Genomic DNA, 17219 nt, shown 5'->3' with positions numbered 1-17219 from the left:
GACGAGAGTAACGTCCCATGTTCCACAGCGGTTGATTGCTGGCGATTCGAAGTGGATATTACGTACTGCCAGCATACAACATACGTATCTGCTCCTGAAGTGGCGTGTGGGTGAGTGTCATACACTGAGAGCTCTTTATGCCCGCTGGTGTTGTCAATTAACTGGTGATATGAAATGGCCACCACCGACCGAACAACAGTAAACGGTGTCGACGTCTCAGCACTAGAAGGCGCAGTTGAATCGATTAGCGACGATACTAATGCGGGGATGTTCACGTTCCGGGCGGAGACCGAGTGGGTCGACGCACTCAAGTCCGTCACAACTGTCGACGGGTTTGACCATGCGGGCGAGACCGTCTCGACACGCGAGTTCACAATCGAGGGCGACGAACCGGAAGAAATTCTGGGCGAGCGCACCGCGCCCAACGCAGTGGAACTCCTCCTCGCGGCGCTTGGGTCCTGTCTGACTGTCGGCTACGCGGCGAACGCTGCGGCAATGGGTATCGAACTCAAAAGCGTTCGGTTCGAGATGGACGGCGATGTCGACCTTCGTGGATTCCTGGGTATCTCAGATGATGTCCGGGCCGGATTCGATACTATCCGGTGTACCGTCTACGTCGATGCGGACGCCTCCGAAGCGGAATTAGCGACACTCCGAGAGCGAGTCGAATCCACGTCGCCGCTGATGGACAACATCTCGAATGCGGTCGAACTTGAGACCGACATCGTAGGTGGTCAACAGTAAGAGATGCCACAGAGGCCGTCCACGCTGAATTTATTTGCTGCAACGAGTAACGCGAGCACGTAACTACCCCTCCACTTCGAACGCATCAATCATTTTTGGGCGATGCCACTGTCGAACACGCACGAACAAAAAACAGCTCAATCCTCGGCCAGCTGTTCGAGCACCGCCGGGGGGATGTCGTCGCGCATCCCCTCGGGGATGTCCTCGATGTTCATCCCCTCGACGAACTCGGGGGGCTCGGGCCCGAAGTCGGGGTCGAACAGTTCGAGCGCGGTGTGGATAGTCTCCCAGTCGTCCTCCTCGGCGGCGTCGCGCAGGCTCTTGGTCGGGGCTGCAAGCAGCTGGGAGACGATGGAGTCGGCCATCGCCTCCAGCACCTCGCGCTGGTCCTCGTCGAAGTCGGCCTGGGCCATCGCGGTGTTGAGTTCGGCCGCTTTCACCCGCTCTGCGCTCTCGTACATCGCGGAGATGACGCGGTCGGCCCGCTTGCGCTTGTACTGGGTCAGCAGGTGGTCGAACTCCTCGTCGACCAGGGCCTCGACGGCCTCGGCGGCCCGCTGGCGCTGCTGTCTGGTCTCGGCGGTCACCGACTCCAGGGCGTCGAGGTCGTACACCGTCACGGAGGGGAGCCGGTCGGCTCCCGCAGGCACGTCTCTGGGCTGTGCGATGTCGACGACGGCCGTCTCGCCCGCGTCGGCGAAGGCGCCCACGTCGAACACCTGGTCGTCGCTTCCCGTCGCCGAGACGACGACGCGAGCCTCGGCGAGGGCGGCCGCTATCGCGTCGAGAGCCACCGCGCTGGCCTCGACGTCGACGGTCTCGGCGACGTGTTCGGCGTGCGGGACCGTTCGGTTGGCGACGATGAGCCTGTCGACGTGCTCGGACAGGGCCTTCGCCGCGAGCTGGCCCATCTCGCCGGCGCCCACGACGAGGGCCGTCTGCCCCGCAAGCGAGCACTCTCGGTCGACGAGCCGGACGGCGGCCGACGCCAGCGAGACGACCCCCTCGTTGATTTCGGTCTCCGACCGGGCGCGCTCGCCGACGTGGATGGCTTTCGTGATACCGTCCTCGAGCATCTGACCGATGCCGCCGACGCCGCGGGCGTCCTCGTAGGCGTCCCGGAGCTGGCCGAGAATCTGGTCCTCGCCCAGCACGATGGATTCGAGGCCGGCCGCGACCCGCATGAGGTGGCGCAGACTCGCCTCGTGGCCCATCTCGACGACGACCTCGTCGGTGACGGCCCGGGTGAACAGTTCCAGTGCCGCCAGACCCGTCTCGTGGTCCGGCGCGACGACGTACCCCTCGGTCCGGTTGCACGTCTGGAGGGCAAAGGCCTCCGTGACGCCGGGCTCGGTGAGCAGGGACTCGACGGCGTGGCGCTGGCTGTCGGCGGCGGCCGTCTCGAGCTGGTCGACGCTGGCGTGCTCGTGGCTCACGCACACGCCGACGATGACACCTGAATCTTCTCTCACGACGTATCACCCATTTGGTATCCAATCACGTCTGCTGCTACTTGTCGAGCTTTGGACCTGCCACTATCTAAAGCCTTCCAAACCTCGTCGGATCTGACCACCGTTCTGACCGCATCACGACGTTCCGTGGGATTCATGTCAGTGGATTTCAACTCTTCGCGGAGCGTTCCGGTCAGTTCGGCCATTTCTCCCGCGTCGGCGAACTGTGCTTCGAAGGACTCTCGGAGATGTTTCGAGAGCGCCGGCGAGTGCCCGCCCGTGGCGACGGCCATCACCACCGGGTCCGACCGGACCGTTGCCGGGACCACCACGTTACCGACGTCCTGCTCGCCGTGGTCGTCCGCGCGGTTGACCAGCGCATCCCGCTCGCGGGCGGCGGCCTCGGCGACTGCGTTCAGCTCGGCGTCGTCCGTGGCCGCGACCACCAGCGCCGGCTCGGTGCGCTCGACCCACTCGCGGACGCCGTCGGCGTCGGGCGCCGCCCGGACCAATTCGGCGGCGCCAAACGACCGGTCGGCGAAGTCCGGGCTGACGACGACCACTGCGGCCTCGGCCCCGAAGCGGCGGGCTTTCCGGGCGCCGACGGGACCGCCACCGAACACCAGCACCGTCTCGTCGCTGAAGTCGTGGAGGAGCGGTATCATTCACTCGCGACGTTGGCCTGTGCCCGGTCGTCCAGTCTGATACCCGTCTTCTTCAGGATGCGCGTCGAGAACAGCGTGTCCCAGTCGTCCTCGCCGACGTCCCAGTACTCGCTCATCCGGTCGTGGACCTGCTGGATGCGCTGTTCGCTCTCGTCCTCGCTGCGGCCGTGAGTCATCGCGAAGAAGTTGTACGGCCAGACACCCTCGTGGCGCGGGCGCTCGTAGCAGTGAGTCACGAAGTCGAATTCGGCGATGGCCGGCCCCACTTCGTCGATGACCTCGTCGGGCACGTCCCAGACGGTCATCCCGTTCTCCGAGTAGCCCAGCGCGTAGTGGTTCGGGATAGCACCCACGCGGCGGACCTTCCCCTCCTCGTTGAACCGCTTGATGGTACTGATGACCCACTCGGTGTCGGCGCCGATGGCGTCGGCCACGTCGGCGTAGGGCGTCTCGGTGATGGGGAGCCCGCCCTGAATCTCGAGGACGAGGTCGAGTTCCTCGGGCGTCAGGGAGCGCCGGTCGGTCGGCTCGACGGCCGGGCCGGCGTCGCTGCAGTCGACGGCCTGGGTCTGGGGCCCCTCGACGGGGAACTTCGCGCCCACGTGGAACTCCTGCTGTTTGGGCAGGTTGTAGGTCGGCTCGCCGGTCTCGTCCTCTATCTCGGCCAGCACTTCCTCGACGCGGTCCTCGTCGACCACGCTGAGCACGAACCACATATTGAGGTAGGGGTGTTCGCGCTCGTAGTTGTGGGCGACCTCGGGGTGGGCGTTGACCAGGTCGACGTGGACGTCGTAGCTGTCCTCGGGGGCGTGGGTGGCGACCAGCGTCGCCGTCCCGCCGATTGCCTCGGCGTTGATGAGCGCCCCGAAGCGGCTCAGCACGCCCTGGTCGTCGAGCTCCTGGACCCGTTCGAGCAACTCGGCACCGGTCACGTCGATGCCGTGGTCGGCAAGTGCCGCGGCGGCCGGTTCGAAGGGCCGGGAAACGACGGGGAATCCCCCCTGAAAGGCGTTGAGAATCGCACGGTCTACCCGCCCGAGCTCGTCAGTCATAGGGGACGGTCAGGACTCAGCGAATAAAAACGGCGCGGGAGCGAGCCTGCAAAATTTACGACGCTGGCCGCCCTAGGGGAGCTGTGGCAATCTCCACCACGGAGCTGGCCGTTCGATTGCTGGTCTACGGCTTCGTACTGGTCGGTGCCCCGCTCTTTTTCGTCCTCATGTTCCGCCTCATGGACTACGCCGCCCACGACACGCTCGTCGAGCAGTTCAGCGGGGGGCCCACAGGCCGCGACACCGGCCAGCTGAACGCCTACTTCGAGCAGGCCGCCGTCGAAGCGACTAACTGTGGCATCTGTGGCGCCGCCAACGGCCCCGACTACAACTACTGCCACAACTGCCAGGAACGGCTCCCCGACTGAGGTGGCACTAGTCCCCGCGGACGCCCGTCACAGCGAAGCCTTGGTCCTCGATAGCGTCGAGGATGGCCTCGTGGTCGGCGCTGGCCTCGTAGTAGAAGACGAGGTCGAACGACCCCTCGCGCAGCAGCTGCTGGCACTCCCAGACGAACTCCTCGTCGTCCAGCGTGAGCCCCTGGTGCTGGTTCGAGGCGAACTCCGGGTCGTCGCTGCCCGAGTAGACGAACGTGTCGGTGGGGTCCATCCCGTACCCCTCGGCGATTATCTCGCCGACGTCGATAGTCGCCTGCATCATCTCTATCTCCTCGCTGTTGTCGTACTCCGTGTGGACCACCGCACCGTTGAGCTGTATCTCACCGGGCTCGAGTAGTTGCTTGGTTCGCCGATAGAGGTCCTCGTCGATTGCGTCGCCGTCGCTCATACCCGTGGCTGGGCCGGGCACGTCCTAAGTGGCTTCGGATTGCGGGGCGAGCCCGAACGAGCCCGCGCTCCGCTGGTTACAATCGTGTTACGTTCTCTGCTCGGGGCCCCTTGTCGGCCTGGACGATGTCGAACTCGACCTCCTGGCCCTCTTCGAGGTCGGGGCCGCCGACGTCTTCCATGTGGAAGAAGACGTCCTCGTCCGCGTCCTCGGTATCGATGAAGCCGTACCCGCCGGTGTCGTTGAAGAAGTCGACCGTACCTGTCGCCATTGTTATAGCCTCGTGAGGTTCTTGGCTCGCGGACCCTTGTCCGCCTGTTCGATTTCGAACTCAACTTCCTGCCCCTCCTCGAGGTCAGGACCTTCGATGTCCTCCATGTGGAAGAATACGTCCTCGTCGGAGTCCTCTGTGTCGATGAAACCGTAACCGCCCGTGTCGTTGAAGAAGTCTACCGTACCGGTCGCCATTGCGATTGGAGGTTCTCACCCGCACCTAATAAATCTATGTGGGCAGTTCGCACGCTCGTCCCCAAGCCACAAACGCCTTATCGGCTCGTTGATATGCTACGGGTGATGCGAGAGCGGATCGAACGGTGGGGGTACGCGGCCTACGAGCGGTTGCTACAGCGGGAACTATCGGGAACGCCCAGCCACGTCGCAGTCATCATGGACGGGAACCGACGCTACGCCCGCGAACAAGGCGTCGAGACGACCCAGGGCCACAGCGAGGGCGCCGAGACCACGGAGGCGATGCTCCACTGGTGTGACGAACTCGATATCGACGAGGTGACGCTGTACACCTTCTCGACCGAGAACTTCGACCGCCCCGAAGAACAGCGGGAGTACATCTTCGACCTCGTCGAGGAGAAACTCCGGAATTTCGCGGACGCCGACCGCGTCCACGAGGCCGAGGTCTGTATCCGGGCCATCGGCGAGACGGAGCTGCTCCCCGAGCGGGTCCGCGAGGCCATCGACTACGCCGAGGCCCAGACCGCCCAGTACGACCGCCTCAACCTCAACGTCGCGCTGGCCTACGGCGGCCGCGCCGAGCTGCTCGGGGCGGCCCGCGACATCGCCGCGGCCGTCGACACCGGCGAGCTCGACCCCGAGGACATCGACGCCGACACCGTCGAACGCTCTCTCTACGAGGGCCCCACCTGCGACGTGGACCTCATCGTCCGGACCGGCGGCGACGAACGCACCTCGAATTTCCTCCCGTGGCACGCCAACGGCAACGAGGCCGCGACCTTTTTCTGTACGCCCTACTGGCCCGAGTTCCGGAAAATCGATTTCCTTCGTGCGATTCGGACCTACCAGAACCGCGAGGCCTCCTGGCGCACCACCCGGGCCCGTCGAGCGATGTCACTCGTCCAGGCCGTCGAGGACGCCGAGCTCCCCCAGGCCCGGCAGGTGCTGGGTCGCTTCCGCGACGCGCTCCCGAGCAACGAGCGGGCGGCCGTCGAGGACGACATCGAGCCCGCGGCTGATTGAGACGGTCTGGAAACACGACACGGCCGGTCCCTTACGTACCGAACGTCTGAGAGACTCACGCCGTTCGTCTATCAGCGTTTGGACGGTTCGCTTCGCTCACCGGCCAAACCATCGCTGAGCGTAGCTCAGCGGGATTCGCCCTACCGGCCGAATTTCCGATAGACTCACGCTGTTCGTCTATCAGCGTTTGGACCCTTCGCTTCGCTCACCGGCCAAACCTCCGCTGGCGTTCCTGGTAATCCCGCAGCGCCCGCAGGTAGTCCCGCTTCCGGAAGTTCTGCCAGTTCACGTCGGTGAAATACAGCTCCGAGTACACCGACTGCCATATCATGAAATCCGAGAGCCGCTCGGCGCCGGTCTTGATGACCAGGTCCGGTGCCGTCGGAAAGACGAGATGCTCCTCGACGGCCGCCTCGTCGATGTCGGCCGGCGCGAGCTCGCCGCTGTCGACGCGCTCGGCGAGTTTGCGGACCGCCGTCGCGAACTCCGACTGACCCCCGAGTCCAATGGATATCTGGATGGGCGCGGCGGCGGCCCGCTGGTCCTCAGGCCCGCGGACGGCGACGTCGGTCGGCGCACGGAGGTCCGACAGCTCCCGCCGGAGTGTCGGCACTACCTCCTCGTCCAGCACGCTGACGTAGACCACGACCGTCTCGGCACCGTGCCGGACCGCCCACTCGAAGAACTGCTCTAAGGTGGTGTAGGCCCCGTCGGTCAACAGGTCCCGCTCGGTGATGACTACGGCGACCGTCTCCGGGAGGGCGGCGTCGCTCCGGCGGAGTCGGAGCGCGAGATACCGTTCGTACAGACCCACGCTCACCGCTACAGCGACCGCTCGCCTAAAGCTCACGGTCCTCGCAGCAGTGCCAGGAGACAGGTTAATCAACTGAGACAGCAGTGTTTACAGCCAGAAAGCCCCGGCGGGCTGAACTCGGGGGGGCTCGCTGTCGTCCGAGAGGGCAGAGCCCTCTCGTGATCACGAAAGACGCAGAGCGTCTTTCGAACGACGCGCCTCACCTCCCTTCGGTCGGCTTCGGTGCTTACGTCGCCCGCCTTCGTTCAGCCCGCCACCGGGAGACCGGAGGTCTCCCGAGCTCGCGGGCGGCTTTGCCGCCCGCGAACGCCCCCCTTTCAGTCCCACCCGCGCTGTTTGACCAACCGGCTACGGGTGGGACTGAGCGGAGCCGGCGGCTCCGCGAGGGTCGGGAGACGCGAAGCGTCTCCAGGTACTGAAAGGGGCCGCACTATCGACGAAGCACGACGATGTAAGCACGCGAGCAAAGCGAGCGCGCGTGGTTCGAAAGACGGCGGAGCCGTCTTTCGTTCATCACGAGAGAGTCGTCCGAAAATCGAAGATTTTCGGGATCACGAGAGAGCTCCGCTCTCTCGGACGACTTCGCTCTCTCGGACGACAGCGAGTCGCGCGAGTCGATAGTGCGGGGGCTTTCTGGCTGTCTATGATGCTGTACGCGGTCGCAGTGATATTCCGCCTCTTGACAGCGGTCAGGTCAGAACCGGCAACAGTTCCTAGCCCGGAAAGTTCGGAAAGGGTAAGTGCCTCTCGGGGATACCGGCGGGACGTGACATCGACAGTCCGACGGGCGGGCGCGTTCGCCGCGGTGGGCACACTGGCCTTTGCCGTGCCGGTCGCTGCCGGGCTCACGTCGCCCGCGGTCGCGACTGTCGCCGCGACCGCGCCGTTTCTCGTGGTCGCCTTCTTCGCCATGTTCGCCGTCGGCCCCGACACGCCGATGTTCGATATCTTCGCCCGGCCGGGCGACTACGAAGACGGCCGGCTCTACGGGCTGGCCGCGTTCGCGCTGGCGGCGGCAAGCCTGGCCTTCCTCGCGATACAGTTCGGCCTGCCGGTCTGGGTGTTCGTCGCCACCGTGGTCATCGTCGCCTACGGCAACTTCGGCCAGCGCGTCGCCCATCAGCTCCACAGCGACGAGGTGGTGGCGACGGCCGGTTTCGTCGTCACCGGCTTCGCCTGTGGCACCGCGGCGGCCGTCATCGCCGCCCGAACGGGCGCTGGGAGCGTCGCGCTCCCGACCGCCCTGTTCCTGGCCGGTACCGGCGCCCTGGTCGCCGCGCTGTTTCGCTCCGTGCTCTTCGAGCGCGACGACCCGCTCGTGGTGCTGTCTGTCGGCCTGCTGCTCTGGCTCCTGTTCGAACTCGACCCCGGCGCGGGGACCAGGCGCGTGTTCGTCGCACTGGGCGTCTCGGCGGTGCTTGGCTACATCGCCTACGCGCTCGATACGGCCTCGCTCCCGGGGATGCTGACCGGCGTCTTGCTCTCCCTGCTCACTATCGTGCTCGGGGGCTACGGCTGGTTCGCCATGCTCATCACCTTCTTCGGACTCGGTGGCCTCTCGACGAAGTACCAGTACGAGGCCAAACAGGACCGCGGCATCGCCGAAGAAAACGAGGGCGCCCGCGGGAGCGGGAACGTGCTCGCAAACTCCATCGTCGCCCTGGTCGCGGTGTTGCTGTGGGCCGCCAGCCCGACACACCTCGCAGTCGACCCGACGCTGTTCCTCTATGCGTTCGCGGGCGCCGTCGCCGCCGCCATGACCGACACTTTCTCCAGTGAGTTCGGCGGCCTGTACGACAACCCGCGGCTCATCACCACCTTCGAGCGCGTCGAGCCGGGCACCGACGGCGGCGTCACTTGGCAGGGTATCGTCGCCGGGCTGGTCGGGGCCGCCATCATCGCCGGTATCGCCGCGGCCACGCTGGACGTCGTCGGGCCGACGGGCGCCGCACTCATCGTCACCTGTGGGTTCGTCGGGATGACCGTCGACAGCGTGCTCGGCGCCACCGTCGAGGGCACCATCGTCGGGAATCAGGGCGTCAACACGCTGGCGACCCTGGCGGCGGCGCTGACCGGCGTCGGGCTCGCGCTCGCGACCAGTCTGATATGATTCGCGCCGCCGTCGACGCCGACGAGTCCCGCCTGCGAACCATCCAGTCGGCTGCCCTCGACGACTCCTGGCCCGAGTTGCTAGACGTCGCCATCGACGGCGCGCCCCACGTGCTGGTTCTCGACGAGGGCGAGGGACCCATCGCGTACACGCTGACGGTCCCGGACCACCCCGTCGCCTACGTCGCCGAACTCGCCGTCGCCCCCGGACTGCAGGGCCAGGGGTACGGGACCGAGCTACTCGGGAGCCTGCTCGAGGAGCTTCGTGACTGCGGGTTCGAGACGGTGCGACTCACCGCTCGTGCGGACGACGAGCGCGTGCGGTCGTTCTACGGGCGTTTCGGATTCAGCGCCGAGGGCGAGCTGGCCGACCACTACGACGACGGCGGGGCGGGCGTGTTGCTGGTCCGGGAGCTCTAGACCGTCCGGACCTGCACGCTCGTGGGCTGTTTGACGTACTCGCCGTCACCGGTCGCGACGACGACCTCGACGCCGCGCTGGGCGGCGACGTCCAGCACTTTCTGGGTGCAGGTATCGTCGAGGACGACCGTCTGTGGCGGCGGGTCACAGCCCTCGATGAGTGACACCGCCTCGGTGGCGTCGCCCTCCGAGCAAACGTTCAGCTCCGCGTCGAGCATGCGGACGGTGTCGCTGTCGGTCCCGATGACGGCGTCGATGTGGTCCGAGAGGACGGTCGGTGCGTCGGTGGCGCTGTCGGCGTCCACATCGCGCTCCTCGGCCTCCGTCGTCGTATCGGGACGGCTCCCGGCGGTGGTCGCCCCCGCCGTCGCCTCGCCCTCGACGCCGGCGACGGCGGTCGCCGCGTCGCCCTCCCCGCGCCCGGCTGGACCGTCACAGACTCCTCGCCAGTACCAGCGTCGAGGGCAGCCGCTGCCGAGTCGGCGTCGGCGACGGTCTCGTAGGGAATCTTCTCCCGCAAAGCGGACATAACGGCCTCGTACGAGAGGTCCTCAACCGAACGGCCACGCGGCGCGACGGCGACGTAGTCTAGCTGGCCGACCTGCGAGAGCTCTTCTAAGATGAGGTCGCCGCCGCGGTCGCCGTCGAGGAAGGCCGTGACGGTCCGCTCGCGGGTCAGGGCCGCAGCGGCCTCGGGAATGTCGGTCCCCTCGACGGCGATGGCGTTCTTGACGCCGTGTTTCAGGAGCTGGAGGACGTCGGCCCGGCCCTCCACGACGACGACGGCGTCCGAGTCCGCTACCCGGGGGCCGGCCGGGAGCCCCTCGTAGGTGGTGATGTCCTCGACGCGGGCCCGCTTGCGGACCGTCTCGACGATGTCCTCGGTCCGAACCGCGTCGGCGTCGAAGGCGGCAAGCAGCTCCGTCGCCCGCTCGACGACCGCGCGACGCTTGGCACTGCGGATGTCCTCGATATCCGTGACGACGATCTCGGCGCTGCAGGGCCCGACCTGCTCGATGGTCTCGAGCGCCGCCGCGAGGATGGCCGTCTCGACCTTGTCGAGCCCGCTTCCCACTGTAATCTCGCCGTAGGAGTTGCCGCCCTCAGAGCGAACATTGACGTCGATGCGGCCGACCTTCTTCGAGTCCTGCAGGTCACGGAGGTCGAGCTCGTCGCCGAGCAGCCCCTCCGTCTGACCGAACACCGCGCCGACGACGTCGCTGCGCTCGACGACGCCGGCGGCAGTTATCTCCGCGTGTATCAGGTACTTTGCTGTCTCGTCCATTGCTGTCTCCGGTCCCGTCGCACAACGCTGGCGACAGGCCACTGCGACTATGGTTACGTAGGCGACGACGGCCCAAATAACCTGCCCACCTGGCTGCGGGGCTATCGCCAGCGGGTCCTGGCCACGAGCGAAGGCCGTCCGGGCGTCACTGAGAGAACCGGTCGCGCCGATGGAACGTCCGCTCCACCGCACAGCCGCCAAGCGGTTATCCCGCGCAACCACTGACGGACGCGTGTGTCCATTCACAACCAAGACGCACCGGAGTTCACACTCGAAAGCACCGCCGGCGGCGAGGTCTCACTCGCCGATCGCCTCGAAGACGGGCCCGTCGTCGTGCTCATCAACCGCGGCCACTGGTGTAGCTTCTGTGCCGAACAGCTACAGACCTTCAGCGAGGTCGCCTACGACCTCTGGTTGAAGCGGCTATTTGTATAAGGTTGATTCAATAACCTCTTATTGAAAAGGAGTGTTTATTGCTGGTAGTTCCAGAAAACTCATTCTCCGGGTGGTGCTAAGGCAAGATTCTCTCTTCGTTAAGAGCCTCTGAAAATCCCCTTGGACGTCTTGAGCCTGCCGTCAATCGGTGTCTCAAGCCTTCTATCCGGTGTCGGGATTTGGGCCAATTGGCTAACTGCTCGAAAGAGACTTTCTCTGGTAGGTTTGGAGATTCTGAGAGGGGAAGACTCTGCCTCTGGTGGCAGGGAATCCATTTGGTTTGTGCCACACCGTTCTGTACGGTGGGGTAATCTACTACGGCGCAAGTCTCTCTCTACCTGTCGCCTCATACTGTTCTCCACCCTGTCGGCATACTCTCTGAAGCTACCAAGCTCTCGCCAGTAGCTCATACCCGGTGTGTCGTGACTGCCGTCGTCGCCTGCTGAGAAAGTCGCGCACCACTCAAGACACCTCTCGTCGTACAAATCTGATGCATCTGTCTCAGTATTCATGAGGGGTTGGTTCTCTCCCGCCAACTCGTAGGGTAGTGACGTCGTCGCCCCACGGGTAGAGTCGATACCGTTCTCTGCGGGTGGGTAGCTATCGGACGAATGATGTCGAACGGTGATGTGACAACCCGTCGCTCCCTCCACGGTAGCCATGTGCTTGTCCTTGAGCAAGTCGAAGGCTTCCGGTTCGACGTGACCGGGGAGCCATAGGCCTGTATGAATATGGGTTCGCACCGTTCTATCCGCATGGGTAGGGTACTTTGGCGCATAGACTGAGACTGCCGCATAGTCTTCCGATGAGCCTCTGTCTCGAAGCAGGCGATACCGTGACTGGTAGTAGGACTTTGACGTCAGAGCTTGCGTCTGTTCAAGCAGAGGGCCGGTGTTGTCGTCTGCTGTTCGGGTGATGAGAACCGTCGTAAACTCGTCGTAGGAGTTCCAGAAATGCCTATCTACGTCCTTCGCTTTGGCGAAATTCTGTCGGGCCTTGTAGTGTGACCAATTGTGTTCCGGGTTGAATTGAACCGTCGTGTCTTCATATTCTGCGAGGTTTGATTCTCGTTTTTCCCTGAGCCATTGACGGAATTGGTCAACCGTTCTACTCGGGTGGGTAATTAAAAGGTCAGGCTCAAACGATTCAAGTTCAACCGTTACGTTCGTCTCATCAAGTATGTCTGTCATTCCTTGAAGGCACTCCGTCGCACTCATAGCAGTAGCACCAATACTACGAGAGTGAACCAGAGGATTTGCCAGACGAGTGTCCCCGATACTCCGATAACTGTCTCTGTGCCTGTACTATCGCTTATTTTACTATTTCTTGCTCGCATATTGAATTACAGACAGAAGCGCAAGCAAGGGAAGAAGTATCGAAACATTTGATTTTCTGAAAGCCCAATACAAGAGTGTATGGGTTCTTGTAGGAGCTTTTGACCCTTGCTCTCTCAAATCGCATAGAGGATTCAGTACGTATATCTAATCTGTCTTGTTCAGTAGTACGTGGTGTAGATACTTAAACCTTCTGAAGCTTTAACTTCTTTGACTTATCAGATTGAATAGATATTTCATTCAATACATTGATTTGAATATATAAAGTTTTCAGACTGACACATCTGTTTTTATAACAGATTTATATCATATTAGGACGGCCCTTAGCCAGCTCTGTCGCAAAGATTGAGCCATATTTCGTCAGGCGTACTGTTTTTGATAGCAAATTACATATCAAAAACGAAATATTTAAGTAGCTGTAGTGCATAGTATAATACGGGTAGCAACGATTCCAAGGATATTGCTACTCGTTAATGGTTGAGATATACTGTTCCAACGTACTCAACTGCTCATAATTAGGGTACCTCAGTTGACCGTGGCTTTAAGTGAGTGCCACTGTCCAAACTTGCTTTTTCGAGTCTTCACAAGCTGACTCTAAAATGTTTGTTGAAATAAACTATGTCGAACGAAAATAAAACTATGATTCGCGTTACAGAACAGGAGTTAAACAAGTTAGCCGAAGCCAGTAATCTCATGTATGGGGTTGAGAGACAAGTGCCTCGTGGTGCTGTCGTCCGGCGATTGGCAGAGAATTATATCGAGGAGGTGGGACAATGAGTACCGAACTAACATGGACGGTAGAAGTCTCTGACGACGAGGCAGAGGCTCTTGCCGAATTTGACGACGACCGCATTCAACAAGAGCTTGAGAGTACTCTCAGTGAACTTGCCTCTGCGTCTGCCAGACGCGACGAGTTACACGACCGCATGAACATTTCGGCAGACGACGATGAAGAATTGTCGGGTGAGGCACTCGAAACAGAAATGCGCAAATACCTACGAGGAGAGCGGTCAGACCCACGACTTGATTAAGTACCTACGATATATTACGGATAAGATGTTCTCTCATCAATACTTTTTTCAGCATTCCATTTTTTGCCATTATATTCAATAAATACGTTCGAGCTTTCAAATCTTCCCCTATATTCTTTAGCTTGTTCATCTCTTGAGTCCGAATCCGAGTTCTCTGCCCACTCATCCAAAGTCATCGGAACATCGTAAATCCCCTCACTGTCACCTGCATCAATTGCACGCGTTCGTTCATCTCTTACAGTTATATCTGAATTTTCAACTACAAATTCGTACTGTATTTCCACACTCTCGTTACGATTGTTGCTAACACCTCCAGCCCATTCTACGACCGGGGGAATAGGTGAGTGTGCGTCATTTAATTCTGCCCTAATATCTGTAAATTCTATGGGTTCTTCTGGGGTTCCCTCCGGCGTCTCCTCCGGCGTCCCCTCATCTTCGCTGTCTCCTTCTTCAGCCTCCAACGCATCTTCCCAAACTTCATTTTCATTATCACCAGATTGCTCCGAACTTACATCTTGGAAGCCACGGAATGTATTTGGGTCAACACATCCATCAGAATAATCTCCATCAGGAAGGGCCCCTGACTGACTGCATGCCTTGTCTTTATTCCTGCCAGTAGCCTCAACTGCACCTATTTCAATTTGACTCGGCTCACCACTATCTGCTTCGTATGCGGTTTGTTCTCCACCTTCAACAATAGTACCACCACAATAATCGCCAGAAGTGAATCCGTCGTTATGCTTGACATACACTAACTGGTCTTGTCCTCTCATATTTTGAATTATTCCAGTCCCATCGCTATTGACAGCGATGAGTCGAATAGGTCTACTTCCGTCACACTCTGGCAATCCATAATACTCCTGTGGGTCGTACTCTGTTTCCGTGGGTGTATCTGTGCTATCTTCGTCTCCTGAATTGTTCCCACCTGCACAACCTGCGATTCCAAGTGAGCCAATAGTAGACAAGCCAGCGAGAACATCCCGTCTCCTAATTTGGTCTAAGTCGGTCATAGTATCTAATTACTTGCCGTTTATATACATTTTGCCACACTGTCTCATTCCTGATAGTCGGCACAGCCAACAGGAGGGGTGGCGTCTCCACTCCGTGCGGGACGCAAGGAACCCTCCTTCGTTCCGCCTTGCGGAGGTAGGCGTAGAAGGCTGTAAGACGCGCGTGAGTCAATTTTTCGGGTTTACTCTTCTCCACCAAAAGGATTGAAGTCGCGGCTATCCTCGACGTAGTCACGTTCGACTATCTGGAGATAAGTCAGGGTAACGTCAAGGTCAGAGTGACCGAGTGATGCCATAAGACGACGAACGTCTATGCCTGATTTGATGGCTTGAACTGCATGGCTGTGGCGTAAGGTGTGTGCGCCGATTTTATGTTGAGTCCGCCCATCAACGTAATTTCCGGTAGTTCGTTGGAGACCTGCCGACTCAGCGGCTTCCTTAACAATGACGTTTATACGCTTCCCCGAGATTCTGTCTCGCTCATGTGTGGGAAATAGGAATGGTGATTCGTCCGAGTTGGGGACGGCGTCTCGGTATCCTGAATCAAGCCATAGGTCAAGATAGCGGTCAATATACTCTGGTGTATATGTGACTGTCCGCGTATCTGACGACTTGAAGGCTCCAATCCTGATGCTGTGGTCGTCTCTGTCAAGAAACCAGTCGTCGCGGGAATCGCCTTCTATACGGATATTAGCCAATTCTCCCCGCCTGCATCCGGTATCGAATAAAAGTCGGAGAAGTAACTGATTCCTCAGTTTCGGTGCTGGCGCGTGTTCAACCAGTTCCTCAATCTCTGTAGGCGTGAGGTAATGCACTTTCTCCTCACTCAGACTCTCCTCATCGCTACTCCCATCCTTCAAGAACCGTTTCCGGTCGTCGTCGTCAAATCGGTCATACGGATTCTCGGGAGCTTCTTCTGGAAGTTCGAAGTTAGGGCTATCTCCCATCTTCGCCAAATCTTGGTAGAATTTGGAGACGGCGGCAACGTAGGACTTGAGCGTTGAAACTGCGTATCCCTCACGTTTCATCTCGGTAAGACGGGCCGTCAAGTCGTAGTAATCGGCGTCGTAGACGGTCTTGTCCGTATTCTCCAACCAGTCGGCCCATTTCTTCACGTCGTGGGCATACCGCTTTCCCGTGGTTGCGCTACCCGTCTTTGACGCCTCTGTCCGTCGCGCCTGAAACTCGTCAACTACCTCCTGAAGAGTGAGCGTCATTACTCTTCCCTCCAGTAGTAGGCCGTTCCCTCGGGACCATCCTGTCGTTGCACTAATGGGACGGTTTCTTCCAACTGCGTGAGCGCACCCTGAACCTCCGACTCATCAGCGCCGGTCTTCTGTGCAACTTCCTCAACTGTGGTGCAATTAATCCCGTAGTTCTCTGGAGTGAAAGGCATCGGAATATGTTCGACCTGCTCGCGTGGGAGCGCATAGTTGAGTATCACCTTCTCAAGGTCGTACTTCGGCCCGGATGTACTCGATTCCTGCTCAACTTGACGCAGGCGAGAGTCCATTGAACCGAGCATATCCTGAATGGAATTGAGTGAGCGGATGACTTTATCTGAAGCATCTGCTTCAACCTGTTGCGGTTCACTCAATGAGCTATCGTGATGACCCTCAAGCTCACGGTACACCGAGGTTCGAATGAGTTCGGCAAGAGACTCAAATTTCCCTGATTCGACCGCATTATCCCATCTCGATTTTCGCTCCGAACTTACCACAAGATTAACACGTGGCTTATCAGATTGTTCACCCATACATTATAGATGAGTGCCTATTGTATAAGCCTTGATTAATATTACCTTTCAACCTCTGGTTCAACGACAACGTCGACATCCTCCCCGTGGTCACCGACCCCGTTCCGGAGTTAGTCGAGATGCGCGACCGCTTTGACCTGGATGTCCAGCTGCTTGCCGACCCCGACGGCGAGGTCGCCGACCGCTACAGCGGCACCGAAGAGACCAGTCACGGCCTCACCGGCATCGCCGGGACCTACGTGATCGACACAGACGGCGTCGTCCGTTACGAGCAGGTGGCCGACACCCCCGCAGACCGGACCTACGGGAACTGGGTCCGGTACTTCGTCCGCAACGACTTCGAGGACGTCTTCGCCCAGTAGCGCCGGCCAACCTACAAGGGCGTCCGGGCCGACGTTCGGGGTATGGACGACACCCAAAATGTCGGCGGTCGTGACCGTCTCGTTCGCTTCCTCCTGGCTGCCGGACTGAGTATCGCTGCGGTTCGCTGGCTGCAAAGCGGGAAACGCGTTCGCGGCGCGCTCGCCGGCGTTGGCGCACTCGTCTTCGGGTTCAACGCCACCACCGGCTACTGCGGCGTCAACGACGCCCTCGACGTCGACACGACCGGCGACGGGGTCAGTATCGAGTTCGACGAGTCCGACGGCGGGTCGGCGTCGAGCGCGGACAGCGCGGTGACCGCCGACGCCGGCGCGACGCAGGTCCGCGAACACTATCTCACCTGTGCGGACTGTGGCGAGCCAATCGTCGCGGGCCAGGCCCGCGGGCCCAACAGCGAGGGCGACATCGTCCACGACGCCTGCGCCTGAGCGGTATCGGGCTGGCGCAGTCGTTGC

18 protein-coding genes and 3 pseudogenes are annotated in these 17219 nt (G+C 60.8%); 9 read left to right on the top strand and 12 right to left on the bottom strand.

Annotation, left to right across the window (positions count from 1 at the left end; translation table 11 throughout):
* The first annotated feature begins 174 nt into the window (after positions 1-174).
* Positions 175-744, top strand: a complete 570-nt coding sequence (locus P1K32_RS12410; protein WP_419181048.1) for an OsmC family protein — start codon at positions 175-177, stop codon at positions 742-744.
* Between the two features lie 137 nt (positions 745-881).
* On the opposite strand, the gene hemA is transcribed toward P1K32_RS12410, so the two are convergent.
* The 3 genes from hemA to ahbB are packed head-to-tail and all read right to left on the bottom strand — an operon-like array spanning position 882 to position 3912.
* Positions 882-2216, bottom strand: a complete 1335-nt coding sequence (hemA, locus tag P1K32_RS12405) for a glutamyl-tRNA reductase (RefSeq protein ID WP_276250035.1) — start codon at positions 2214-2216, stop codon at positions 882-884.
* Complete coding sequence (locus P1K32_RS12400; RefSeq protein ID WP_276250034.1) at positions 2213-2860, bottom strand: precorrin-2 dehydrogenase/sirohydrochlorin ferrochelatase family protein; 648 nt, start codon at positions 2858-2860, stop codon at positions 2213-2215. The genes hemA and P1K32_RS12400 overlap by 4 nt, the downstream gene beginning before the upstream one ends.
* Positions 2857-3912 carry a siroheme decarboxylase subunit beta gene (gene ahbB / locus P1K32_RS12395; protein WP_276250033.1) on the bottom strand — a complete coding sequence of 352 codons (1056 nt, stop codon included), beginning with the start codon at positions 3910-3912 and terminating at the stop codon, positions 2857-2859. The genes P1K32_RS12400 and ahbB overlap by 4 nt, the downstream gene beginning before the upstream one ends.
* An 83-nt stretch (positions 3913-3995) precedes the next feature.
* Between ahbB and P1K32_RS12390 the strand changes: the two genes are divergently transcribed.
* Complete coding sequence (locus P1K32_RS12390) at positions 3996-4280, top strand: DUF7577 domain-containing protein (protein WP_276250032.1); 285 nt, start codon at positions 3996-3998, stop codon at positions 4278-4280.
* 7 nt (positions 4281-4287) lie between these two features.
* Here the strand turns inward: P1K32_RS12390 and P1K32_RS12385 are convergent, their stop codons facing one another.
* From P1K32_RS12385 to P1K32_RS12375, 3 genes are all read right to left on the bottom strand, one after another.
* A complete protein-coding gene (locus P1K32_RS12385) occupies positions 4288-4698 on the bottom strand; it encodes a DUF5778 family protein (RefSeq protein WP_276250031.1) in 411 nt (136 codons plus the stop codon).
* A gap of 76 nt (positions 4699-4774) precedes the next feature.
* A complete protein-coding gene (locus tag P1K32_RS12380; RefSeq protein ID WP_262180732.1) occupies positions 4775-4969 on the bottom strand; it encodes a cold-shock protein in 195 nt (64 codons plus the stop codon).
* Between the two features lie 2 nt (positions 4970-4971).
* Complete coding sequence (locus tag P1K32_RS12375) at positions 4972-5166, bottom strand: cold-shock protein (RefSeq protein WP_008312646.1); 195 nt, start codon at positions 5164-5166, stop codon at positions 4972-4974.
* Positions 5167-5271: 105 nt separating this feature from the next.
* Between P1K32_RS12375 and uppS the strand changes: the two genes are divergently transcribed.
* Positions 5272-6189: a polyprenyl diphosphate synthase gene (gene uppS / locus P1K32_RS12370; protein ID WP_276250030.1), complete on the top strand. Its 918-nt coding sequence runs from the start codon at positions 5272-5274 to the stop codon at positions 6187-6189.
* Between the two features lie 205 nt (positions 6190-6394).
* On the opposite strand, the gene P1K32_RS12365 is transcribed toward uppS, so the two are convergent.
* The gene (locus tag P1K32_RS12365) at positions 6395-7003 is read right to left on the bottom strand and encodes an undecaprenyl diphosphate synthase family protein (RefSeq protein ID WP_276250029.1); all 609 of its coding nucleotides are present in this window, start codon (positions 7001-7003) and stop codon (positions 6395-6397) included.
* Positions 7004-7769: 766 nt separating this feature from the next.
* Here P1K32_RS12365 and P1K32_RS12360 point away from each other — a divergent pair.
* Both P1K32_RS12360 and P1K32_RS12355 read left to right on the top strand, forming a co-directional pair.
* Complete coding sequence (locus tag P1K32_RS12360) at positions 7770-9113, top strand: DUF92 domain-containing protein (protein WP_276250028.1); 1344 nt, start codon at positions 7770-7772, stop codon at positions 9111-9113.
* Complete coding sequence (locus P1K32_RS12355; protein ID WP_276250027.1) at positions 9110-9532, top strand: GNAT family N-acetyltransferase; 423 nt, start codon at positions 9110-9112, stop codon at positions 9530-9532. The genes P1K32_RS12360 and P1K32_RS12355 overlap by 4 nt, the downstream gene beginning before the upstream one ends.
* On the opposite strand, the pseudogene dnaG reads toward P1K32_RS12355, so the two are convergent.
* Positions 9529-10817: pseudogene (gene dnaG / locus P1K32_RS12345) on the bottom strand (DNA primase DnaG). The gene P1K32_RS12355 and the pseudogene dnaG sit on opposite strands and share 4 nt — an antisense overlap.
* A 234-nt stretch (positions 10818-11051) precedes the next feature.
* Here dnaG and P1K32_RS12340 point away from each other — a divergent pair.
* Positions 11052-11231: pseudogene (locus tag P1K32_RS12340) on the top strand (redoxin domain-containing protein); the annotation flags it as partial.
* 119 nt (positions 11232-11350) lie between these two features.
* Here P1K32_RS12340 and P1K32_RS12335 read toward each other — a convergent pair.
* Entirely contained in the window at positions 11351-12442 is a 1092-nt protein-coding gene (locus P1K32_RS12335; protein WP_276250023.1) for a hypothetical protein, read from the bottom strand.
* A 917-nt stretch (positions 12443-13359) separates the two neighbouring features.
* On the opposite strand from P1K32_RS12335, the gene P1K32_RS12330 reads away from it, so the two are divergent.
* Positions 13360-13617, top strand: coding sequence for a hypothetical protein (locus tag P1K32_RS12330; RefSeq protein ID WP_276250022.1), 258 nt, complete (start codon positions 13360-13362; stop codon positions 13615-13617).
* Positions 13618-13631: 14 nt separating this feature from the next.
* Here the strand turns inward: P1K32_RS12330 and P1K32_RS12325 are convergent, their stop codons facing one another.
* From P1K32_RS12325 to P1K32_RS12315, 3 genes are all read right to left on the bottom strand, one after another.
* Entirely contained in the window at positions 13632-14627 is a 996-nt protein-coding gene (locus P1K32_RS12325; RefSeq protein WP_276250021.1) for a hypothetical protein, read from the bottom strand.
* A 182-nt stretch (positions 14628-14809) separates the two neighbouring features.
* The gene (locus P1K32_RS12320) at positions 14810-15844 is read right to left on the bottom strand and encodes a tyrosine-type recombinase/integrase (RefSeq protein WP_276250020.1); all 1035 of its coding nucleotides are present in this window, start codon (positions 15842-15844) and stop codon (positions 14810-14812) included.
* On the bottom strand, positions 15844-16383 hold the full coding sequence (locus tag P1K32_RS12315; protein WP_276250019.1) for a hypothetical protein: 540 nt from the start codon (positions 16381-16383) through the stop codon (positions 15844-15846). Before P1K32_RS12315 ends, P1K32_RS12320 begins: the two co-directional genes overlap by 1 nt.
* A 47-nt stretch (positions 16384-16430) precedes the next feature.
* Between P1K32_RS12315 and P1K32_RS12310 the strand changes: the two are divergent.
* A pseudogene (locus P1K32_RS12310) lies at positions 16431-16745 on the top strand (peroxiredoxin family protein); the annotation flags it as partial.
* 42 nt (positions 16746-16787) lie between these two features.
* Entirely contained in the window at positions 16788-17192 is a 405-nt protein-coding gene (locus tag P1K32_RS12305; RefSeq protein WP_276250017.1) for a YgaP family membrane protein, read from the top strand.
* Positions 17193-17219 lie beyond the last annotated feature (27 nt).

This window comes from Haloarcula rara, from assembly GCF_029338235.1.
Lineage (GTDB): Archaea > Halobacteriota > Halobacteria > Halobacteriales > Haloarculaceae > Haloarcula > Haloarcula rara.
This window is presented reverse-complemented; position numbering and strand designations above follow the sequence as displayed.